General features: G+C 42.7%; 22 protein-coding genes and 2 pseudogenes. 12 read left to right on the forward strand and 12 right to left on the reverse strand.

Annotation, left to right across the window (positions count from 1 at the left end; all coding sequences use genetic code 11):
* Positions 1 to 26: 26 nt before the first annotated feature.
* Positions 27 to 1,433: a glycosyltransferase family 2 protein gene (locus tag FNW02_RS22505; protein WP_191759715.1), complete on the reverse strand. Its 1,407-nt coding sequence runs from the start codon at positions 1,431 to 1,433 to the stop codon at positions 27 to 29.
* Between the two features lie 551 nt (positions 1,434 to 1,984).
* Between FNW02_RS22505 and ebsA the strand changes: the two genes are divergently transcribed.
* The 3 genes from ebsA (at position 1,985) to FNW02_RS22520 (ending at position 4,406) form a co-directional block, all read left to right on the forward strand.
* The gene (gene ebsA, locus FNW02_RS22510; RefSeq protein WP_191759716.1) at positions 1,985 to 2,359 is read left to right on the forward strand and encodes a type IV pilus biogenesis protein EbsA; all 375 of its coding nucleotides are present in this window, start codon (positions 1,985 to 1,987) and stop codon (positions 2,357 to 2,359) included.
* Between the two features lie 343 nt (positions 2,360 to 2,702).
* Positions 2,703 to 3,080, forward strand: coding sequence for a nuclear transport factor 2 family protein (locus FNW02_RS22515; RefSeq protein ID WP_191759717.1), 378 nt, complete (start codon positions 2,703 to 2,705; stop codon positions 3,078 to 3,080).
* A gap of 231 nt (positions 3,081 to 3,311) precedes the next feature.
* Positions 3,312 to 4,406 (forward strand): DRTGG domain-containing protein, encoded by a 1,095-nt coding sequence (locus FNW02_RS22520; RefSeq protein WP_191759718.1) that lies wholly within the window; start codon positions 3,312 to 3,314, stop codon positions 4,404 to 4,406.
* A gap of 34 nt (positions 4,407 to 4,440) precedes the next feature.
* Here FNW02_RS22520 and FNW02_RS22525 read toward each other — a convergent pair whose 3' ends face one another.
* Positions 4,441 to 4,962, reverse strand: coding sequence for a DUF4188 domain-containing protein (locus FNW02_RS22525; RefSeq protein ID WP_191759719.1), 522 nt, complete (start codon positions 4,960 to 4,962; stop codon positions 4,441 to 4,443).
* Between the two features lie 101 nt (positions 4,963 to 5,063).
* Here FNW02_RS22525 and FNW02_RS22530 point away from each other — a divergent pair, with 101 nt between their 5' ends.
* From FNW02_RS22530 to FNW02_RS22545, 4 genes are all read left to right on the forward strand, one after another.
* Positions 5,064 to 5,612, forward strand: coding sequence for a PadR family transcriptional regulator (locus FNW02_RS22530; protein ID WP_191759720.1), 549 nt, complete (start codon positions 5,064 to 5,066; stop codon positions 5,610 to 5,612).
* An 81-nt stretch (positions 5,613 to 5,693) separates the two neighbouring features.
* Positions 5,694 to 6,197, forward strand: a complete 504-nt coding sequence (locus FNW02_RS22535) for a DNA recombination-mediator protein A (protein ID WP_162393974.1) — start codon at positions 5,694 to 5,696, stop codon at positions 6,195 to 6,197.
* Between the two features lie 154 nt (positions 6,198 to 6,351).
* Positions 6,352 to 6,747 carry an MAPEG family protein gene (locus FNW02_RS22540; protein ID WP_191759721.1) on the forward strand — a complete coding sequence of 132 codons (396 nt, stop codon included), beginning with the start codon at positions 6,352 to 6,354 and terminating at the stop codon, positions 6,745 to 6,747.
* A 100-nt stretch (positions 6,748 to 6,847) separates the two neighbouring features.
* Positions 6,848 to 7,339: a YajQ family cyclic di-GMP-binding protein gene (locus FNW02_RS22545; protein WP_191759722.1), complete on the forward strand. Its 492-nt coding sequence runs from the start codon at positions 6,848 to 6,850 to the stop codon at positions 7,337 to 7,339.
* Positions 7,340 to 7,580: 241 nt separating this feature from the next.
* Here FNW02_RS22545 and FNW02_RS22550 read toward each other — a convergent pair whose 3' ends face one another.
* The gene (locus FNW02_RS22550; protein WP_191759723.1) at positions 7,581 to 8,135 is read right to left on the reverse strand and encodes a glutathione S-transferase family protein; all 555 of its coding nucleotides are present in this window, start codon (positions 8,133 to 8,135) and stop codon (positions 7,581 to 7,583) included.
* Positions 8,136 to 8,147: 12 nt separating this feature from the next.
* Positions 8,148 to 8,612: a hypothetical protein gene (locus FNW02_RS22555; protein ID WP_191759724.1), complete on the reverse strand. Its 465-nt coding sequence runs from the start codon at positions 8,610 to 8,612 to the stop codon at positions 8,148 to 8,150.
* 404 nt (positions 8,613 to 9,016) lie between these two features.
* Here FNW02_RS22555 and FNW02_RS22560 point away from each other — a divergent pair, with 404 nt between their 5' ends.
* Positions 9,017 to 9,742 carry a tetratricopeptide repeat protein gene (locus FNW02_RS22560; protein ID WP_191759725.1) on the forward strand — a complete coding sequence of 242 codons (726 nt, stop codon included), beginning with the start codon at positions 9,017 to 9,019 and terminating at the stop codon, positions 9,740 to 9,742.
* 311 nt (positions 9,743 to 10,053) lie between these two features.
* Here the strand turns inward: FNW02_RS22560 and FNW02_RS22565 are convergent, their stop codons facing one another.
* Together FNW02_RS22565 and psaM are read right to left on the reverse strand one after the other, a co-directional pair.
* Complete coding sequence (locus FNW02_RS22565) at positions 10,054 to 10,458, reverse strand: slr1601 family putative cell division protein (RefSeq protein WP_191759726.1); 405 nt, start codon at positions 10,456 to 10,458, stop codon at positions 10,054 to 10,056.
* A 250-nt stretch (positions 10,459 to 10,708) separates the two neighbouring features.
* Positions 10,709 to 10,840, reverse strand: a complete 132-nt coding sequence (gene psaM / locus FNW02_RS22570) for a photosystem I reaction center subunit XII (protein WP_096538979.1) — start codon at positions 10,838 to 10,840, stop codon at positions 10,709 to 10,711.
* 159 nt (positions 10,841 to 10,999) lie between these two features.
* Here psaM and FNW02_RS22575 point away from each other — a divergent pair, with 159 nt between their 5' ends.
* The gene (locus tag FNW02_RS22575; protein ID WP_191759727.1) at positions 11,000 to 12,256 is read left to right on the forward strand and encodes an FGGY-family carbohydrate kinase; all 1,257 of its coding nucleotides are present in this window, start codon (positions 11,000 to 11,002) and stop codon (positions 12,254 to 12,256) included.
* Positions 12,257 to 12,414: 158 nt separating this feature from the next.
* Here the strand turns inward: FNW02_RS22575 and FNW02_RS22580 are convergent.
* A pseudogene (locus tag FNW02_RS22580) lies at positions 12,415 to 12,597 on the reverse strand (SAM-dependent methyltransferase); the annotation flags it as partial.
* A gap of 91 nt (positions 12,598 to 12,688) precedes the next feature.
* On the opposite strand from FNW02_RS22580, the gene hemH reads away from it, so the two are divergent.
* Complete coding sequence (hemH, locus tag FNW02_RS22585; protein WP_191759728.1) at positions 12,689 to 13,855, forward strand: ferrochelatase; 1,167 nt, start codon at positions 12,689 to 12,691, stop codon at positions 13,853 to 13,855.
* Positions 13,856 to 13,955: 100 nt separating this feature from the next.
* Here hemH and FNW02_RS22590 read toward each other — a convergent pair whose 3' ends face one another.
* The 5 genes from FNW02_RS22590 to FNW02_RS22610 all read right to left on the reverse strand — a co-directional run bounded on the left by FNW02_RS22590 (position 13,956) and on the right by FNW02_RS22610 (position 19,563).
* The gene (locus FNW02_RS22590; protein ID WP_191759729.1) at positions 13,956 to 14,510 is read right to left on the reverse strand and encodes a DUF4126 domain-containing protein; all 555 of its coding nucleotides are present in this window, start codon (positions 14,508 to 14,510) and stop codon (positions 13,956 to 13,958) included.
* Positions 14,511 to 14,842: 332 nt separating this feature from the next.
* The gene (purB, locus tag FNW02_RS22595; protein ID WP_191759730.1) at positions 14,843 to 16,138 is read right to left on the reverse strand and encodes an adenylosuccinate lyase; all 1,296 of its coding nucleotides are present in this window, start codon (positions 16,136 to 16,138) and stop codon (positions 14,843 to 14,845) included.
* 50 nt (positions 16,139 to 16,188) lie between these two features.
* Positions 16,189 to 16,731, reverse strand: coding sequence for a DUF421 domain-containing protein (locus FNW02_RS22600; RefSeq protein WP_191759731.1), 543 nt, complete (start codon positions 16,729 to 16,731; stop codon positions 16,189 to 16,191).
* A gap of 150 nt (positions 16,732 to 16,881) precedes the next feature.
* The gene (locus FNW02_RS22605) at positions 16,882 to 17,898 is read right to left on the reverse strand and encodes a YihY/virulence factor BrkB family protein (RefSeq protein WP_191759732.1); all 1,017 of its coding nucleotides are present in this window, start codon (positions 17,896 to 17,898) and stop codon (positions 16,882 to 16,884) included.
* 135 nt (positions 17,899 to 18,033) lie between these two features.
* A complete protein-coding gene (locus FNW02_RS22610) occupies positions 18,034 to 19,563 on the reverse strand; it encodes a YifB family Mg chelatase-like AAA ATPase (protein ID WP_191759733.1) in 1,530 nt (509 codons plus the stop codon).
* 55 nt (positions 19,564 to 19,618) lie between these two features.
* Here FNW02_RS22610 and FNW02_RS22615 point away from each other — a divergent pair, with 55 nt between their 5' ends.
* The gene (locus FNW02_RS22615) at positions 19,619 to 19,969 is read left to right on the forward strand and encodes a histidine triad nucleotide-binding protein (RefSeq protein WP_191759734.1); all 351 of its coding nucleotides are present in this window, start codon (positions 19,619 to 19,621) and stop codon (positions 19,967 to 19,969) included.
* Positions 19,970 to 20,144: 175 nt separating this feature from the next.
* Positions 20,145 to 20,316, forward strand: a pseudogene (locus FNW02_RS22620) (photosystem II q(b) protein); the annotation flags it as partial.

Consider the following 20,316-nt stretch of genomic DNA (forward strand, 5'->3'; position numbering starts at 1 on the left):
AGTCGCCAGTCGCCAGTCCCCAGCCCCTAATTCCCAGTCCCCGTATGCACAGTTTTCACCCATTTCAACCGCTTTGGTCTTACCGACATTCTGGCTGTGGTACTGCTCATAACCAATAACCAGTGCAACATATATAAATTGCCACGTAGTGTCTGAAGCAACAAAAGTAAGTATGTGTAAACCTGGAATTTCTGATCTTGACGTATCCGCTTCAAACCTGTATACATCCCGACCATTGACATAGTGACTGACAAGCCAGTTACGGGAGTGAGCATTGGGGGACGATGCCGGGCGATCGCCATTAATAAATCTGGTACTGTTGCTGTAGGCAAGATATACATAATCAGCATAAACATCAGTAGATCCCAGGTTTTGCGCCCTCCCATACGGTTTTTGAGAATCAAACCCCAGTAATCCAAATAGCGCTGATATCCGCCTTCTGCCCAACGGTTACGCTGATGCCAAAGTGCGATCGCCGTCGTCACTCCTTCTTCTTGCACCGCTGGGTAGAACACACATTCAATATCCCATTTCTCCAAATGTAAGCGGATTGTCAAATCTAAATCATCGGTGATGGTTTCCTCATTCCAACCACCGCAACTATCTAAAGCTGAGCGTCTGACAAATTGACCGTTACCCCGTAGTTCACCGATTCCACCAAGGGCAGTCCGCTGTTGTTGAAACCAGGTATCAAGTGCCATTTCTGCCATTTGACCCTTAGTCCAAAAATTTTCTTTGGCGTTGGCGATCGCTTTTCGCACCTGCACCGCCCCCACCTTTTCTCTTTGAAATAAAGGTATTACTTGTAGTAATAAATCTGGCGTCACTTGGGCATCAGCATCAAACACTGCTATAATGTCGCCTTTTGTCTGGGGGAGTACCTGATTCAACGCCCCCGACTTGCCGCCACTTGCTTCGGCTGAGCGCCTAAGTACCTTCAGTTGGTCGTATTGCTGCTCCAGTTCTGCTAGTAACTGTGGCGTGCTGTCGGTACTTTGATCATCAATTATCCATACTTCGTACTGCCCATCTGGATATTCCAGACTACAGAGATTTTTGACTAATTTAGCAATTACCGCTTCCTCATTTTTTGCTGCCACTAATAAAGAAACATAAGGCAAATCTCCTTGCATTTCTTTAGGATAGTGGCGAGGTCTGGTAAACACTACCACCAAGGCATGAAGTCCTAAGATGGTGGTCAATCCCAAGATAAATATAGAACCCCAAGAAGCTAAATGCAATGCGATCGTGCCACTCCAGACGATTGTCAAAACTAGAGCGGCTTTACGTCTACGACCTTGAAACCGGGATGTTAGAGACACGGTATCTGTCTCTATCATTGACTCCTCATCTACTGATAGGTCAGACAACAAGGAGTTGAGCGGATCAAGCTCTTTATAAGAATCTTTTTCGGGCCAGGAATTCGCTGGCATAGGTTACTTGATGCAAAAAGCAGTATTAGTCTACACCCATAAAGAAGCTATAAATTATCCAACACCAAATTTTGCAACCTTCACAAACTTTTAACCTTTCGTGAGATTGGTGATAATTGTTTACCTCCTAAAATCACGAGAAAACTTATAGAGTCGCCCATTAATTAGGAACTCTGGGATAGGCAAAGTTATAGCAAGGTAGCAGTAGCTTGTCGTTGACATATACGGCAATAACAACACTTATTGCTTTTCAGCAAGGTTTTTAGCGTCATTGCCCCTAGCTTCGATAAAAGCCAATGCAGCCTTATTGTAACCGACATTTTCACATTTCTTAGTAGTAACTTCAGTAATTAATCATTGGTCATTGGATACAGGAGACAGAATTCATTAAATATTCTCTATCCCCTGCCCCCTCTGCTTCCCCTGCTCCCCCTGCTTCCCCTACTCCCCCGCTCCTCCCCACCTGCTGTGTGCAAATACACATTTTTTGGGAACACTATTGAAAACTACTAATATCCCCAGTTGTCAAATAACTTGAGGAATATTCAACAATGTCTATAGAGCAAATCCAGCCAGCTACTCAACAACAAGCTAGTGTCTACTTACCTTACATTCAGGGCGCTAGGCGCAATTTCTTACCTTATGCCATCAGTCTTTATCAAAAAGGTGTGTTGGAAGGGCATCGAAAAATAGAAGCCAGTGAGCATATTCCCTTTGTTGCTACCTGGAATGTTGCTACTCTACCGTCAGACTTAACGCGTTGCCGAGTTCAGTTTGATGGTAATGCTGACCTAAATTACGAACTGATGATGGCTAGTTTCGAGTTTATTAATTTTTTAATTGAACTTATGGACAATTATAAGCGCCATCGCATAACTGATTTTTCACAAGGGTTTTATCGCAAACTACTGCGTATAGAAGAATAAGAGAATAGGATACAGGTTATAGAGAACAGATTATTTCCGAACATCTGTAATCTGTAACCTCTCAACGAACTTTAATTCCTGTGATTTATCATTATTTAAAAAAGTAATACAAGATTACTTTTTTAAGTAGTTATGGAAGAACTCAAAAGTTTTTTTGGTGTATGGTGTTTGCTGCTGGACTTAGTTTGTTAAAAAATTGTAATAAAGCATCTACAGAACAAAGAGTAATAAACAGCTATAAATACATTACTTTAAGGTTTAGCAGATTTAATAGTTATACTGCGAGTCCTCGGTCGGGGTGAGAGCGCAAGGCAAGTTTGTTGATATTCAGGAAAGAAACACCATGACTGCAACAGTTGAAACTCAGATTATCAACGTCGAAGAACGGCTTAGGCAGGCAATGCTTGCTTCTAATGTAAACGTTTTGAATGAACTACTAGCCCCCGAAGTTATCTTCACCAATCATCTTGGAAAATTATTAGGAAAACAAGATGATCTAGCCGCTCATGAATCTGGTTTGATTAAAATACACGAGTTGAAACCTTCTGAGCAGCATATTCAAATACATGGAGAGGTGGCGATCGTTTCAGTCCGAATGCAATTGTCTGGTAATTATAATGGCAGCCCTGCAAATGGTGACTTTCGTTTCACACGAGTTTGGGCTGTCTCTTCGAGCGGAACTTGGCACATCGTTGCTGCCCATATAGGTATGGTGGCTTAAACATTGGGAAATTCTGAAGCGATCGCTTTGTTGATCAATGAAAGTTCGATTTTACTCTCGGTTGGCATCAAAGACCACGGTGATGCCAGTAATAACATTGGATATTTCCCTTACTGAAAATAGCTCCTAGGAAACCTCACTTTATGAGAGCAGAAGGCTTTCGTCAGAACAAACTAGAATTAGTAAACACCGAACTGGGTTCTTCTGACTTTTGAAATTAGGAGTGCATGTGTGCCAAAATCCCCTAAATATTTGCTGATTGGATCAACCGAGACTTACAGCGGTAAATCTGCAACTGTTCTGGGTTTGTCTCATCAGCTACAGCAAAAAGGACTGGACATTGCTTACGGTAAACCGTTAGGTACTTGTTTAGATGCATCTGATGGAAGCGTAATTGAGGAAGATGTCCAGTTCATTGCTTCTAGTCTCAATCTGCCGGAAAACCGCATTGCACCCACAATGTTGGCTTTGAATGAAGCCAATGTGCAAAAACGCTTATACGGCGAAGACAAAACCGATTATCAGCAGTCCCTCATTCGACAATATTTGCAAATGTGCCGAGGAGATTTGGTCTTGCTAGAGGGGCCTGGCGATTTGTCAGAAGGCAATTTGTTTGACTTGTCTTTACTGCAAGTAGCTGAGGTATTAGATGCTGCTGTGCTTTTAGTAGCCCGTTACAAATCGCTGCTTTCAGTTGAGGCGCTATTATCTGCTAAACAGCGTGTGGGCGATCGCTTAATTGGTGTTGTCATCAATGATATCCCCACCAAACAACTAGAAGCTGTTGACACTCTCTTGCGCCCGTTTTTGGAACAGCAGGGTATTCCTGTGCTGGCAATGTTGCCAAACAGCGATTTACTGCGCAGCGTCAGCGTTGGCGAACTGGTAAAGCAGTTAAATGCCGATGTTCTGTGTCGCAACGATCGCTTGGATTTGATGGTCGAAAGTCTGGCAATTGGCGCGATGAATGTCAACTCTGCTGTCAAGTATTTCCGTAAACGTCGGAATATGGCAGTGGTGACAGGAGGCGATCGGGTGGAAATTCAGCAAGCTGCTTTAGAAACTTCTACCCAATGCCTGATCCTCACCGGACAACTACCACCTCCCCCATTCATTCTCAGTCGTGCTGAAGAACTAGAAATCCCCATTTTGTCTGTTGACCTCGATACCCTCACCACTGTAGAAATCGTTGATCGCACTTTTGGTCAAGTGCGTGTCCACGAACCGATTAAGGTTCAGTGCATTCACCAGTTGATGAGTGAGCATTTTGACATTGATCGCCTGTTATCTAAACTCGGTTTAACTCCCGCAGCAGCTTTGCCTTAACTCAATTAACTCAAACAATTGCGAGCATCCATGCTCAGATACCAGAAGGCTCTGTTGGTGGTGAGGGTACACCTGGCACGTTGTCACCTCCCAGGCGACGGCGTGCTGTCTCTTTCCGCCCCATAGCTGGAACGTGCTTAGTTGCAGCAGCTAATCCAAAAACAGGCATATTTCCATAAATCGCCTTATATCTTCCCGGCTCGATTAAATAAGTTTCGTGCCAAATACCGACACTGCCATCGACACCAATAGCTTGATTAAACCTTTGCCAAGCTTTTAGATGTGGGTCTGATGGATTTCTAGCAAAACGCTCCAAATCCTCGAACGATCGCCAATATTGAATCAGTCCCACCCCTCGCCAGTAGATAAATGTTTCTCCCCCTAGAAATCCTTTGTCTGGATTCTGTTGAAGGCTGCGTAGCATGGGTGACATCGCTCTGGCTGTAGGAACCCATTTGGAGAAAGCAAAAAATTTATTGATTCGCATACCAATGAGAAACACAACAAAAGGTTCGTCAATCTCGGCGGTAAATCGTCCTGGTATTACTTGAGACATATACTGTTAACTCTTTACTGTTGTAAGTTATTGTGCAATTAGTTGCATACAAAATAATATTATGCAATTAGTTGCATACGTCAAGTAGTGAATTAAAAATTATGGCTTTAGCGCACGCAATACTGGCTGCTCTGATTGAAGCTCCATGTAGTGGGTATGATTTAGCAAAGCGATTCGATGGCTCTGTAGGCTTTTTCTGGTCAGCAAGTCACCAGCAGATTTATCGGGAGTTGTCGAAGCTAGAAGATCAAGAGTGGATCAGTTCTGAGACGATTCTCCAAGCAGCACGCCCAGATAAAAAGCTCTACAGGGTTACAGACTTGGGAGTACAGCAACTAAAAGAGTGGATTGCTCAACCTTGTGAACCCACACCAATTAAAGATGATTTACTTGTTAAAATCTTTGCTGGGTATGTTGCTCCTAGCCAGATGATCTTGGCGGAGCTAGAGCATCATCAAAAAGCCCACCAAGAAAAATTGTCTACTTACAAAGATTTAGAACAGCGTTATTTTCAGAATCCACAAGAACTACCAGAATCCACAAAATTTCGCTATCTAACTCTCCTAAATGGCATTACTTATGAAACGTATTGGCTGGCTTGGTGCAACCAAGCAATCGAGTTACTTAGCGAAACAATCGAGAAAATGTAGTATCGTTTAACTCAAATTGGCTTCGTACCTACACGCTGTTTGGTAAAATATCTGGGTCGTTTAATCTGATTATGTTCATCATTGAGCCAGTCAATAGACCTCATTAACCTCGATACATTAGCGCAAGAACTAGCGACAATCCAGCAAACAGGTTCTAAACGAATTGCTTTGCTGGGTTCTCGCCATGTGCCGATTACGCATCAGAATTTGATTGAAATGATGACCTATGCCCTTGTTTTGTCAGGGAATCGGGTCATTACCTCTGGAGCTATCGGTACTAATTCAGCTGCCATCAAGGGAGCAATGCGGGCTGATGCCAATTTGTTAACAGTAATCCTACCCCAAAGCTTGGAACGCCAGCCTTTGGAATCGCGCCAGCAACTAGAACAGGTAATGCATCTAGTAGAAAATCCTAGTAATGATAATCTGTCCCTTGCTGAAGCTAGTTACCTGTGCAATAAGGAAATTGTCTCGCGTTGCCAGCAACTAATCTGCTTTGCATTTCACGACAGTCGTACTCTGTTGCAAACTTGCCAAGATGCAGAAGAACAAAGAAAAGTGGTGACATTGTTTTATTTTGATTAGTCATTTGTCATTTGTCTTCTCTTTAAAAGTTTTGATCCGAGAAAGCCTCGGTTCAAACTTTTCGCTTTGTCTTACCCTGCGGGAAGCCGCTGGTGTGTCTATGTGTTTGACCAATGACAATGACTAGTGATTAATAACTAATGACTAATAACTAATGATAATTTTTTTGTATTCTATTGCTGCTGCTGCCGTTTTGATATACATACCATTTTTGGTAGTAGGTTATGCCCGTGCGCGTACTGGATATGATACTTCTGCCCCTCGCGCAATGTTTGATAAATTGCCACCATACGCTCAACGAGCTACTTGGGCACATCAGAACTCCTTTGAAGCATTTATGATCTTTGCCGCAGCTGCATTAATGGCTTATGTAACGAGTGTAAATTCTTCTACAGCAGCCGTGGCTGCGATCGCCTTTGTTGCAGCTCGCTTGTTATACTCGATTTTTTATATTGTGAATATACCCCTTTTGCGATCGCTCATGTTTGCCATTGGCTCCCTTAGCTCTGGCACTCTCATCTTTTTGAGCATCATCCAAGCCACTAGATAATTGGGGACTGGGGAATGGGGAATGGGGAATGGGATTATTCCTAACGCCTATTTCTAGTCCCTATTCAAAATCCAACATCTAAAATAATCCAACATTTGCTATGGCTTCTACTTATTCCTTTGACATTGTGAGCGACTTTGACCGACAAGAATTGGTTAACGCTGTTGACCAAGTTGTGCGTGATATCAAAGGTCGTTACGACCTCAAAGATACTCAAACTACTGTCGAGTTAGCTGAACAAAGTATTAATGTTAGCACCGACAGCGAGTTTACCTTAGAGTCTGTCCACAACATCCTGCGGGAAAAAGCCGCCAAACGCAATCTCTCCCAAAAAATCTTTGATTTTGGCAAAGTTGAATCAGCCAGCGGGAACCGCGTACGTCAAGAAATCAAACTCAAAAAAGGTATCAGCCAGGAAATCGCTAAGCAAATTTCCAAATTGATTCGCGACGAATTCAAAAAGGTACAAGCCTCAATTCAAGGTGATGCTGTGCGGGTTTCTGCCAAAGATAAAGATGACTTACAAACTGTCATCCAGCGGCTAAAGCAAGAAGACTATCCTGTTGCTTTGCAATTTACAAATTATCGTTAAAAAATTTGTACGGTGGGCACTTCCCCACCAATTCCATCAATTAACAGTCAACAGTCAACAGTCAACAGAATTGGGTTTAAAGAGAACCACTAAAGGGGCAACTACTTCCAACTAAAAACTAATAACCCAAAGTCGATTAGTGGTATGCGCTATCTAGCGGGTTTAAATCCCCCAACATCCGCCGTCAGGACTGATAACTGTTTACTGTTTACTGTTTACTGTTTACTGTTTACTGATTTAATTATGCCTTTGCACCAATACTCTTTTGAAATGCCGGACGCTCAGACATTCGCCGGATATAGTTCAACACGGCTGGGTAAGAACTGAGGTCTAGCTTCAGCATGATGGGAATGTAACTCAAGATAGACCCCACTGCCACATCGGCAACTGTGAATTCATTACCCAGTACAAAAGGTTGCCGCCCAAGAACTTCATTTAACGGAGTCAATAAAATGGGCATCTCTCGCTCCCGATTTGCTTCGGTAAAAATTCCTGGGCCAAGAGTAGCATTGGCAAACAATACCCACTGAGAAAATACAGCCCGCTCCTCTGGCGAAACTGGCTTACCATACTTATCTGCTAGATACAACAAAATTGCTCCTGATTCCCAAAGTTTAAAGTCTCCATCAACAATTGCTGGAACTTTACCAATGGGGTTAATTGCCAAATACTCAGGTTGCCGATGTTCACCTGCTTGCATATCGAGCTTGACAAATTCGTAAGGAACTTCTAGTTCCTCTAAATACCAGTGAACAATTGATGCGCGACTACGAGCGCCGCCATATAGTTTCAGCATAATTACTTACGACTAAAGAACTTTGTGAGTGTGGGAATGCTGCTTAATGTTGTCTTCTTTAGTGACAACTCTAGCAGCATTTAGTACTCGTTTGCGCTCAATAGAATACTTAAACTTAGTGTAGGTTGTACCCAAGGGAATCAGAGATTTTGCTGATTCACGACGCTTGTATGTACGAGCCGCTGCAAAGGCTCTTGATACAAATTCTTCCCCGAACTGAGCCGACTCTGGAAAACCATCTGGTAAGCACAATGTATCGCTGTCTAGCACATCTCCCAAAGTTGTTGCAAAAGCCAGCTTATAGGACGTAGGAATGCCCTTTAACAGTGCTTCCAAAGCTGCGGAGGGAATAGGTTCTATAACTTCGATTTGATGAACTTCTCCATCTTCCTTGACGAAGCATGTTGCTAAGCCGATCGCAATATAATCATCAGCGGCTAGATCGGGGGCATTGGGATAAGAAATTGTAGTTGTCATCAGAAAAATTAGTAACTTGGTTTAACTAGTGTGGTTGAGAAGGCTAGGGAAAGCACAGAGATAGTTTTTGCATTCTCCGTGTTCCCTTGCCTTTGTGTTCTCTTTGCAATCACTAATGAACGGCTTGTTGGCATTCTACCAAGTTGTCGCTCTTACTAATTGACTAGTCTTTAAGGTTGATATTTGCTATTTCTGGAATTCAACTTGGGGATGAAGTATCTATTACTAGGTTGGAGGATCAATTGTTTATGTGCGGCAAAGACCTTCACTAGTTTGAGCTTAAAGTCAGTATTGAGATAGGTTTTAAGTAATGATAAATACTTTATAAGTTTAATAGAGTGGCAAAACCACCATCAAAAAACTACAGTTTGATTTCACAGAGTAGGCAAATCAGGCGAGATAATATGAATAGTCACTCATTTTTAGCTTCTGGTGCCCCGCAAAGTGACCGTTATGAATTTGTTATAAATAGTACAGCTAATACTCAAAAACATGAAGCAAAAAGTAGCGGCGAATCTGCTTCAAAAGACAGTTACTTACGCTCTTGTGCTTTGAAGTCAGCTCAACAAGGAGATTATACTGAAGCGATCGCCCTCCTAAACCAACTAATTCACCGCCGTCCTCACAATGCTGTTGATTATAACAACCGCGGACTGATTTATTTTCAAAGTGGTGAAACACAAAAAGCGTTTTGTGACTACAATACCGCACTACAACTCAATCCCAAGTTAGCTAGTGCTTATAATAATCGAGCAAATTACTACGCAGCCTGCGGGGAATTAGCAGCAGCAATCGCCGACTACGATCAGGCGATAGATTTGAATCCTAGCCATGTTCGGGCTTGGATTAACCGAGGTATTACCTTACGTGACTTAGGGCAATACGAAGAGGCTATTGATAATTTTGAGATAGCACTGCTTTTTGGTCAATTAGAAGCTCATATTTGGGCAGAACGCGGTAGGACTTATCATCTTTGGGGTGACTGGAATTTTGCGATCGCTGATTATCATCGCGCCCTTACTCAACTGTCCTGCGCTGACAACAGTAGGGATGTTACTAGTTATCGCTTGCACTTACAACTCGAAAATTGGCTCAACGAACTACTATCTCCTCAGCATTCCAACTCGTAGATTAACTCTTTTAAGCATTCAAGATTCAAAAAAGTGATTCTTTATTTTGGATTTTAAATTGGAGATAAGTCTGAGCCGCACTTATACAGAGAAGCAAGCTTGGCGGACACGGCTTAAGTGCGCCTATTAATTCTGAACTTCAGCAAGATAGCGACGCTGTATCGCTCATGGCTAATAAATGAAACCTGCATAGCTACTCAAAAATTAGCTACTAACTATTGCTTATTAGCACTCGTATAAATTATTTCATGTTATACATAGCCAAAATCACAAAAACCTAAACAACTTTAAATTAAAATTTAATATTTTCTTTAGGGTGATGATGTTGATTCAATTTCTGTCGTCTCTTTAGGAAAAGCAATCCGACGCTGATTAGGGTCGAAACGGTAGCTCTGTTCTTGCATAATACTTTTAGCCTGATGCGGATCAAAGTTACGGCTAAATTGCGCTTGCAAATTATTCACACGTCCCTCCATCAGCTTGACTTCAGTCTGAATTTCTCGCAACTTGTCTTGCTGTAACCAGTGATAAGGTAAAAGTTGTGCTAGAGCAGACGCCGCTGCTGCTGTAATTACAAGGTTAACCGCTATCTTGGCTGTACCTTCGAGTGCCATCACTTGGTAAGAACGTTGACGAAGGTGGCGCTTTGGTCGAGGGACAACCCGGCGTTTTTGTATAGGTTTTAGTGGGGGTCTGGACGGTTGAATCGCGTTCATGATGCTAAAAAAAGCCTCTTTGAGTGAAGGGAAGCACGGTAAAAAGCACCCTGGCACTAATTACTGCTTGATTTAGCAGCCATATTACTTCATTTTTTGGAAATTGCTACACGTAGCGCATGATTTTAAAAAGAACCTGGCCTACGTACGTGCAAGTTTTTCAGCATAACTCACGACATAAAGCCACAAGTATCTGGATGCACCCCGTACTGCCAGGATGATTGGTTTTATAACCGTTTTACATTGGACGTTATTTGTAAAGTTCTGTAGCTAACCGCCAAGCTAAAACTCCTGGGATCAGCGCCACAACTAAAGCGATGTACACTTGAGTATCTGATATGGAAGACACTTGAGCGAGGTACAAAGTATCTAAAATAGGCATGGTTTGAAACCTCCTAAACTGAATAGATTTTGAACAGTTCGTTTACTACTTTTCCTTGTTTTGCCAAGATTGTGGAATATCTTGTTACAAGATGCAACAAAAGCAGTTATTTAATCTGTAGTCACTAGTTATTCTTTATTAGCAAAATTTATCAAACTCATGGATATGTATTTGGGTATCGACTTCGGAACGTCTGGCGCACGCGGTATAGTGATTGACGATGAAGCTTGTATCCAGATTGAGGTACGTTACGCCTTCGAGGATTCACCTATCTGTGACATGCCAGATTCTTGGCAGAAAGCTTTATTTGAGCTTCTAGAACAAATACCGAAAGAATTGCGGCGAGAAATTAGGGCGATCGCAATTAATGGTACATCCTCTACAGTGTTGGTATGCGATGCTGTTGGTAAGCCTGTAGATGCCCCACTGTTGTATAACGATGCGCGGGGTTCATCTATGCTAGAGCAGTTGAGGAGCGTAGCACCCCCCAATCATAACGTATTGAGCGCCACCTCCAGCCTTGTCAAGCTTTTATGGATGAGGCAATTACCCTCTTTTAACAACGCTAAATATTTTCTACATCAAGCCGACTGGCTGGCGTTTCTTTTGCATGGGTATTTAGGCATTAGCGACTACCACAATGCTTTAAAGCTGGGTTATGACGTGGAACAGTTAAAATATCCAGAATGGCTGGAAAAGATGCAACTATCAATTCAGCTACCTAAAGTTTTACCTCCTGGTACTCCAATTAGTGAAGTGCGCCCTGAAATTGCAGCTAATTTTGGTTTGCGTCATGATTGCCTGGTATGTGCTGGTACGACTGATAGTATTGCCGCTTTTCTAGCCAGTGGTGCAATATTGCCTGGTGAAGCAGTGACTTCCCTAGGCTCAACGTTGGTACTAAAACTTTTGAGTCATACTCGCATAGAAGATGCGCGATATGGAATTTACAGTCATCGACTAGGTGATTTGTGGCTCGCTGGTGGTGCTTCTAATACAGGAGGTGCAGTGCTCAAGCAATTTTTTAGTAATGCTGAGTTAGAAAGCCTTAGCCATGAAATTGATGGATCAAAAGCCAGCGAGTTAGATTATTATCCACTGTTGAAAGTAGGCGATCGCTTTCCGATTAACAACCCAAATCTGCCCCCACGCTTGGAACCACGCCCAGACAATCCGATTAAATTTCTGCATGGTTTGCTGGAAAGCATCGCCCGCATAGAGACACGCGGGTATGAATTATTACAAAAAATGGGCGCTGACAAATTGACCCGTGTTTATACAGCTGGGGGTGGCGCGGCAAATGACACTTGGACTGCAATTAGGGCACGTCATTTACAAGTTCCTGTAGTAGCGTCGATTTATACAGAAGCGGCTTATGGAACGGCGCTGTTGGCAATGCGGAGTGTAGAGAAATAAGTGCTGAGTCAGAAGTAGTAGCTTTTTCAGGTGGGTAAAAATCCTAAAAAAATTTAGTAAATTTTGGGCTTTTCACCTTTGTGTCTTGATGCCTTGGTGGTTCAAAAGTCAATTTTTCAACCACTAGGACACAAATATCTGAATATTTCACCAAAACATTGTGTCGCTTGCCCACTACCGCAACATAAATCTAAAATCTGAGTATGTGAGTGAATCGTTAAGCCTTGTAAAGCTAGTTTCCGAAAACGAGCTTCACCACCTACAATTAAGTCTGCTAAACCTGAGATCACATCATATAACCACTGATATTGGTAACTCCAGTCTCTTAGAACTGTTGCCATTGTATCTTGCCTCCCCGTTTAACTTTATTTAATAAAGATATATTGTTAACATTAGTAAAAAAGCTGATAAGATTTGGGGAAAACAATTGCTATGGGTCGTGTAGGCGTCTTATTACTCAATCTCGGTGGCCCCGACAAATTAGAGGATGTCGGGCCGTTTTTGTATAACCTATTTTCCGATCCGGAAATTATTCGCCTACCATTTCGCTGGTTGCAAAAACCCTTAGCTTGGTTCATTGCCTCGCGGCGAACCAAAACATCCCAAGAAAACTATAAGCAAATCGGCGGCGGCTCTCCACTACGAAGGATTACAGAAGCGCAAGGAGAAGCCCTGAAGGAACAGTTAAGTGATTTGGGACAAGAAGCCAATATTTACGTGGGAATGCGTTATTGGCATCCCTATACCGAAGAAGCGATCGCTCAACTTACCCAAGATAACATCGAACATTTGGTGATTCTGCCACTGTACCCCCAATTTTCCATTAGTACTAGTGGTTCTAGCTTCCGACTTTTAGAAAAACTTTGGCAAGAAGACCCCAAACTTCAACGCATTGAATACACCGTCATTCCTTCTTGGTACAAACAACCAGGTTATCTGCAAGCTATGGCGGAACTCGTAGCTCAAGAACTTGATCAGTTTCCTAATCCTGATCAGGTTCATATCTTTTTCAGCGCTCACGGCGTTCCCAAGAGCTATGTTGAAGAAGCAGGCGACCCCTACCAGCAAGAAATTGAGGAATGTACTGCCCTGATTATGCAGACCCTCAATCGCCCCAATGCCCACACCTTGGCTTATCAAAGTCGCGTCGGGCCAGTCGAATGGCTCCAACCCTATACCGAGGACGCGCTCAAAGAATTAGGCGCACAAGGTGTAAAAGATTTAGTTGTCGTCCCTATTAGTTTTGTCTCAGAGCACATTGAGACACTACAAGAAATTGATATTGAGTATCGGGAAGTAGCTGAAGAATCAGGAATTCACAACTTCCGTCGCGTACCTGCTCCTAACACCCATCCAGTATTCATTAATGCACTAGCAGATTTAGTAATTGATGCGCTGAAAAATCCCAGTTTCAAGCTTTCCCAAGCCGCTCAAATGAAGAAAAGGGTAAAAATGTACCCCCAAGAGCGTTGGGAATGGGGTCTGACTACTAGCGCTGAAGTCTGGAATGGTCGGATTGCCATGCTAGGTTTTATTGCTTTGATTATCGAGCTGATTACCGGTCAAGGTTTGCTGCACATGATCGGAATCTTGCAGTAGGGGATTGGATATTAGGTATTAGGGACTGAGAAAGAAGCAAGGAATCAAAGTAGAGGAGAAAAGAGATGATCCTTGACCTTTGACTGTTGACTCCTTTCCCCTAGTCCCCAGTCTCTAGTCTCCTACCTTTGTGATACCAGTCATACCACTGCTTAGCGCTACGAACTGCAAACCACAGAAGGATTAAAGCAATTAATCCTCCTTGCCAAGGAGCATCAAAAGCAAAAAGTACTAGAGCAACGCCCAAGCTATCTTGAAGGAAGACTGCCCACAAAGGTAAGCCACGCAAGCGATAAAACCAACCAACTTGAACTAGCTGGAGTACCAAAGCTAACAAACCCCCAACACAGGCAATTAGCCAGTTTGGCGTTGCTGTTGCCGAGGCTACTGCTAATCCCATGATTGCCCCTGCTAAGGGAGATAATAATAATTGAACCAGTTGTACTACTCTCTGCCACATTGGCTTTTTTGAAGCAAATAGTTCAACTAACGACCAACTGGTAAGAAAGCCCAGCAAAACTGGTGGGTAAATATGAGATAAAATTGGAAGCGACCAAAAGTTATTGCCCTGCAACAGTCCAATGATCAGCAGAGGTATGCCTATTCTCATTCCTGCTGCCGCAGAAGCAGAAAGTGTGGCTAGGATTTCAATCATCAAGGCATCCCAAGAGCTAATAAATAAGCCAAGATTTGTTATTTATACTACCCATTGCTTGTAATTTTTACAGCACAAATTAAGATATTTAGCAATGCAATACTAAATACTTTTAGTAACTTTACATATATCGTTTAACCAACACTTGCGTATTCTTTTATCAGTTAACAGTAAACGGTAAACAGTAAACATAATTGGGTTTAAGGAGAACAACTAAGGGGATGAGTACTTTTAACTCAAAACTAATAACCTAAAGCCGATTAGTGGCAGGCACTATCTGGCGGGTTTAAATCCCCCAACTGTTTAGTGTTTACTGTTCACTGTTTACTGATTTAAATTCCTAGTCTTTTATAAACCTCTTCTAAATGCCGTAAATGTTGCTGAGGGTCAAAACACAACTCTATTTCTGCTGGGGACAACTTTTGGGTAACACGCGGGTCTTTATTAATCAAGTCCTGGAAATTGCCTTCTGGCTTGTTCCAAGCGGCATGAGCATTTTCTTGGACGATCGCATAAGCCTGTTCGCGGCTGCTTCCCTTGTCTATCAAGGCAAGTAGCACTTTCTGGCTGAACACGACGCCACCGTAGCAGTTGAGATTTCGTTCCATGTTCTCAGGATAGACCAACAAGTTTTTCACCAAGTCGGTTATTTCTACCAACATAAAGTGGGTCAGAATGCAAGCATCTGGCAAAATCACCCGTTCTACAGAACTGTGAGAAATGTCCCTCTCATGCCAAAGTGCGACATTTTCTAAAGCTGCACCGGCATGACTTCTGACAAGTCGCGCCATTCCCGTTAACCGTTCGGAACGGATGGGGTTGCGCTTGTGTGGCATTGCACTAGAGCCTTTTTGACCTTTAGCGAAGAATTCTTCAACTTCCAAAACGTCTGTTTTTTGCAAATTACGAATTTCTACAGCAAAGCGTTCAATGGATGCCGCGACTAAGGCTAATTGTTGCACGTAGTCGGCATGGCGATCGCGGGAGATAACTTGTGTTGAGGCCGTATCGGGTTTGAGTCCGAGTTTTTGGCAGGCGATCGCTTCTACACGTGGTTCAACGTTGGCATAGGTTCCTACTGCACCAGAAATCTTACCCACCGCAATAGTTTCGCGCAGAATTTTCAAGCGTTCTTGGTTTCGCAACACTTCTGCCAACCATCCAGCCAGCTTAAAACCAAAGGTGATAGGTTCAGCGTGAATTCCATGCGATCGGCCAGTCATCACCGTATGACGATGTTCCTGTGCCTTGTGGCGAATTGCCTCAATCAAATCTTCTAGGCGTTGCAATAAAACATCCAGACTGGCAACCAATTGCAGTCCTAAAGCCGTATCCAGCACATCCGAACTGGTTAAACCTAGATGAATATAGCGTCCTGCTTCACCCACATATTCATTGACATTTGTCAAGAAAGCAATGACATCGTGGCGGACTTCAGCCTCAATTTCTAACACCCGTTTTGGGTCAAAATCTGCCTTGGCCTTAATTTCCTCAACCGCCTGAGATGGAATGTAACCTAGTTCAGCCTGAGCTTCACAAACAGCAATCTCTACTTGCAGCCAGGTTTTTAGCTTATAGGCTTCACTCCACAGATTACCCATTTCGGGCAAAGTATAACGCTCAATCACAGTTCGGCACAGAATACAACCGTCATATTTTACAGTCTAATTAATGTACATCAATTTTTTAACTCTGCTTTTTGCTCAGCTGTAGAACTACTTTTTAAACCAGATGTGATGATACTAATGCTACCATCAGCTTCCATGTATGCGAATTTTACCTCAGCTAAAAATTCCACACCTTGCTGACGTAACTTGCTCATCAACTCATCTTCGGTGATCAATTCTTTTTGCAGATGGCGCTCAATCATCCGACCATTTTTTACTAGCAACAGTGGTGGCTGATTAAGGAAACGCTGAAACTGGGGAAGTTTATAGCCTAACCAGTTAAGTAAGTAACTCCAGAAAATCACAGTTCCTACTAAGATAGCGCCTTCTGTAATTGATGTATAGTTACTAGCCATTGCGTTTTGGGCAGCTTCAGCAAATAGTACAACTACGAGTAAGTCAGTAATTCCTAGGGTTCCTAGTTGTCGGCTAGGAAGCATACGTAGCACTGAGAACAGCGCCAAGTAGACTAACGACCCGCGTATAATTAACTCAAAGACGCTGATGCTAGGAATAAAGATAGCCTGCCAATCAATAAACAACCATTTTTCCATTAGTGATTATTTTATTCATTCTTGAATAAAGTTTTGGCCAAAATCCGGAATAAGATTATCTGTGATTTGCTCAGATAACTAAATTTTGCAATATTTTAAATCATTGAATATCTACCAACTAGGTAAACATAAATATCTAGCATTTAGTCATTAAAATCTCTGATTTTTCCTTTTTTCTTTTAAACGCTTGGGTTTGCGAAAATACCGGATTAAGCGATTAATCAAGCTAGAAGATGGCTTTTTATTAGAAGAGGGCTGTACCTTTTGATTATGATCATTGGGTTTATTATTACCAGAAAGAGGCATGGCATTCTTATTTGGGACTATGCCACTTCCGTATCTTCTGGCATACACTTGAGTAAATTCTGCACCGAAGAAAAGAATCTGCGCGGCGTAGTTAACCCAGGCTAAGATCACCACCAGTGAGCCAGCTGCACCGTAGGTTGAGCCAAAACTACCATTACCTAGATATTGCCCTAATAAAAATCTGCCGATAGAGAATAAAATTGAAGTAATAACAGATCCAATTAAAACATCACTCCAAGTAATTTTGACATCTGGCAGAACTTTGAATATTGACCCGAACAGCAATGTAGTTATAGCAAAGGAAAGGATAAAGTTGACTATCTGCCAGATGAAATCGACACCAGGTATCATGTTGCTAAAGTATGTCACCAGCGCTGTTAATGCTGTACTAATTACTAGTGATACTAGAAGTAAAAAGCCAATACCTATAACCATTGCGAATGATAAAAAGCGTTGGCGAAAGATGTTGAGAATACCGCGTCCAGGTTTAGGTTTTACTTCCCAAATTGTGTTAAGAGAATCTTGCAACTCGGTAAATAAGCCAGTAGCACCCAATATCAGAACTAAAAAACTAATGATAGAGGCGATCGCGCCTGTTTGTGGTTTGTTAGCATTTTGGATGGCTGCTTCAATAAACTCTGCCCCCTCTCTACCAATTAAACCTTGAATTTGTCCGACGATTTGACCCCTGGCTGCTTCTTCTCCAAATACTGCGCCTGCGATCGCAATTACAATAATCAGCAACGGCGCAATAGAAAAAATCGTGTAATAAGCTAATGCTGCCGCTAACCGTGAGGCTTTATCCTCATTCCATTCCTTAAACGTCTCTTGTAACAATTTCCAAATCGCCTGCAAATTCATCCAGTCAGTCTCCTTCTCAGGGAATGTCGCTTACTTCCTGATATATTGGATACTGATTTTCTAGTTCATGACATCATCCCAAGGGTGTTTGTCTAGCTTTCTTGAGGAAGAATTTAGCGGATTCTATGCTTTTCACTACTGCATTCTATCGATTGTGCGATACTGGATTGCTTCCGCTACATGATTGGCTTTTAGCTCATCTTCTCCAGCTAAATCTGCAATAGTACGCCCTACTTTGAGAACACGATCGCTAGCTCTTGCGGATAAGCCTAGTTTTCTAATTGCTGCTTCTAATAAATTGCGACTAGCATCATCTAGCTTGCACCACTTTTGCAGATGACGACTTTGCATTTGGGCGTTGCAACGCAGATTTACTTCTTCTTGAAAACGAGTAATGGCGCGATCGCGTGCTTGTTGTACTCGTTGACGCACTGATGTTGATGCTTCTCCTGTCGGTTGTTGGGTAATTTCCTCTGGTTTCAAGCGATTTACCGCCACTTGCAAATCAATTCGATCCATTAACGGCCCAGAAAGCTTTGCCCAATATTGCTCACGTTGTCGTGGCGAACAAGTACATTGTTGAATGGTATCGCCATAGTAACCGCAAGGACAAGGATTGGTACTCGCAACCAAAGTAAACTGGGCGGGAAACATTACCGATTGTTTGGTACGAGAAATCGTGACGTAGCCATCTTCTAAAGGCTGACGCAGAAATTCCAGCACATCACGTTTAAATTCCGTGAGTTCATCCAGAAAAAGAATACCCCGGTGAGATAATGAAATTTCTCCAGGGCGGGGGAAAGTACCACCACCAACCAGTGAAGGCCCGGATGCTGAGTGATGCGGACTCCGAAAAGGGCGATCGCGTACCAATGAACCGCGATTTTTCAATAAACCAGCTACCGAGTGAATACGAGTCACTTCTAAAGATTCAGCAAATGACAAAGGTGGCAGAATTCCTGGCAAGCGTCGTGCTAGCATCGTTTTGCCACTACCAGGTGGCCCCACAAAAATTAAATTATGCCCACCAGCAGCAGCAATTTCTAAGGCACGTCGGGCATGAGCTTGTCCTTTGACATCTTGCAAATCTGCGGAATGTAGTAAAGACGTTACATGTGACGTCTCTACATCCATCTGCACAGGTTTGTAACGCCCTGGATTACTTAAAAAATTAACTACATCAGACAGATGTTTGCAGCCGTAAACAGCCAATCCTTGCACCACTGCTGCTTCTTGTGCATTATCAGCAGGAAGAACTAAACCTGCAATTCCCATCTTTTGAGCATTAGCTGCGATCGGTAGGACGCCAGCTACCGGCCGTAAAGTGCCATCCAAAGAAACTTCCCCTAAAAATAGATAATCTCCCAACAAATCAGCACTAACTTGCTCAGAAGCCGCCAAAATTCCCACACTAATCGGTAAATCGAAACAGGGACCTTCCTTGCGTAAATCAGCTGGAGTTAAGTTAATCACAATCTTTCGCATCGGAAAGGCAAAACCGGCATTTTTCAGTGTTGCCTTGACCCTCTCTCTAGATTCTTGAATCGCTGAATCTGGCAGTCCCAAGACAACAATTCCCGGTAGTCCCCCTGATATATCGACTTCCACACCCACTTTAACGGCATCGATACCTACAATTGATGCGCTCCAAACTCTGGCAAGCATTTCTTCTACAGCTCTAAACCTTTAGAATCTCTAGCAGATGAATTGGTAAATTGGCATGAGTGAAACCACAGACACGATTTTTAGCAAAATCATTCGGCGAGAAATTCCAGCTGACATTGTTTATGAGGATAATTTAACGCTGGCCTTCAAAGACATCCACCCACAAGCGCCGATTCACATCCTAGTTATTCCTAAAAAACCCATTGTCAAACTATCTGATGCCGAATCTCAGGATCATGCTCTGTTAGGACATCTTTTGTTAACTGCTAAACGGGTTGCCGAAGAAGCTGGATTGAAAAACGGTTATCGCGTTGTTATCAATACTGGTGATGACGGCGGTCAAACTGTTTCTCACTTACACCTGCATATCTTAGGAGGACGGCAGTTAAACTGGCCCCCTGGTTGATAAAACCTGATGAATCGCGTCTAGAGATGCGATTCATAAGAAAAACAATTCACTGTCATAATCAATATATATGTAATATTTCTTTACAAATCTCAATTTTGGTTCTAATGTAATAAACATAGGTAAGCAAATTTGCCTACCTAATTCATTCATCAACAAACGCACTTATAAAACCATGACAGCAACCTTACAACAGCGCTCTAGCGCCAACGTATGGGACAAATTCTGTGAGTGGATCACCAGCACCAACAACCGCCTATACATCGGTTGGTTCGGCGTCCTCATGATCCCCACCCTACTAGCAGCCACCACCTGCTTCATCATCGCCTTCATCGCTGCTCCCCCCG

Origin of the sequence: Komarekiella delphini-convector SJRDD-AB1 (genome assembly GCF_014831675.1) — a bacterium.
In the GTDB taxonomy this organism is placed as follows: Bacteria; Cyanobacteriota; Cyanobacteriia; order Cyanobacteriales; family Nostocaceae; genus Komarekiella.

What these genes read in the sequence shown, in the direction of transcription:
- FNW02_RS22505 (WP_191759715.1), bottom strand. Translation starts at nt 1,433, where the DNA reads ATGCCAGCGAATTCCTGGCCCGAAAAAGATTCTTATAAAGAGCTTGAT.
- ebsA (WP_191759716.1), top strand. Translation starts at nt 1,985, where the DNA reads ATGTCTATAGAGCAAATCCAGCCAGCTACTCAACAACAAGCTAGTGTC.
- FNW02_RS22515 (WP_191759717.1), top strand. Translation starts at nt 2,703, where the DNA reads ATGACTGCAACAGTTGAAACTCAGATTATCAACGTCGAAGAACGGCTT.
- FNW02_RS22525 (WP_191759719.1), bottom strand. Translation starts at nt 4,962, where the DNA reads ATGTCTCAAGTAATACCAGGACGATTTACCGCCGAGATTGACGAACCT.
- FNW02_RS22530 (WP_191759720.1), top strand. Translation starts at nt 5,064, where the DNA reads ATGGCTTTAGCGCACGCAATACTGGCTGCTCTGATTGAAGCTCCATGT.
- FNW02_RS22540 (WP_191759721.1), top strand. Translation starts at nt 6,352, where the DNA reads ATGATAATTTTTTTGTATTCTATTGCTGCTGCTGCCGTTTTGATATAC.
- FNW02_RS22545 (WP_191759722.1), top strand. Translation starts at nt 6,848, where the DNA reads ATGGCTTCTACTTATTCCTTTGACATTGTGAGCGACTTTGACCGACAA.
- FNW02_RS22550 (WP_191759723.1), bottom strand. Translation starts at nt 8,135, where the DNA reads ATGCTGAAACTATATGGCGGCGCTCGTAGTCGCGCATCAATTGTTCAC.
- FNW02_RS22555 (WP_191759724.1), bottom strand. Translation starts at nt 8,612, where the DNA reads ATGACAACTACAATTTCTTATCCCAATGCCCCCGATCTAGCCGCTGAT.
- FNW02_RS22560 (WP_191759725.1), top strand. Translation starts at nt 9,017, where the DNA reads ATGAATAGTCACTCATTTTTAGCTTCTGGTGCCCCGCAAAGTGACCGT.
- FNW02_RS22565 (WP_191759726.1), bottom strand. Translation starts at nt 10,458, where the DNA reads ATGAACGCGATTCAACCGTCCAGACCCCCACTAAAACCTATACAAAAA.
- psaM (WP_096538979.1), bottom strand. Translation starts at nt 10,840, where the DNA reads ATGCCTATTTTAGATACTTTGTACCTCGCTCAAGTGTCTTCCATATCA.
- FNW02_RS22575 (WP_191759727.1), top strand. Translation starts at nt 11,000, where the DNA reads ATGGATATGTATTTGGGTATCGACTTCGGAACGTCTGGCGCACGCGGT.
- hemH (WP_191759728.1), top strand. Translation starts at nt 12,689, where the DNA reads ATGGGTCGTGTAGGCGTCTTATTACTCAATCTCGGTGGCCCCGACAAA.
- FNW02_RS22590 (WP_191759729.1), bottom strand. Translation starts at nt 14,510, where the DNA reads ATGATTGAAATCCTAGCCACACTTTCTGCTTCTGCGGCAGCAGGAATG.
- FNW02_RS22600 (WP_191759731.1), bottom strand. Translation starts at nt 16,731, where the DNA reads ATGGAAAAATGGTTGTTTATTGATTGGCAGGCTATCTTTATTCCTAGC.
- FNW02_RS22605 (WP_191759732.1), bottom strand. Translation starts at nt 17,898, where the DNA reads ATGAATTTGCAGGCGATTTGGAAATTGTTACAAGAGACGTTTAAGGAA.
- FNW02_RS22610 (WP_191759733.1), bottom strand. Translation starts at nt 19,563, where the DNA reads ATGCTTGCCAGAGTTTGGAGCGCATCAATTGTAGGTATCGATGCCGTT.
- FNW02_RS22615 (WP_191759734.1), top strand. Translation starts at nt 19,619, where the DNA reads ATGAGTGAAACCACAGACACGATTTTTAGCAAAATCATTCGGCGAGAA.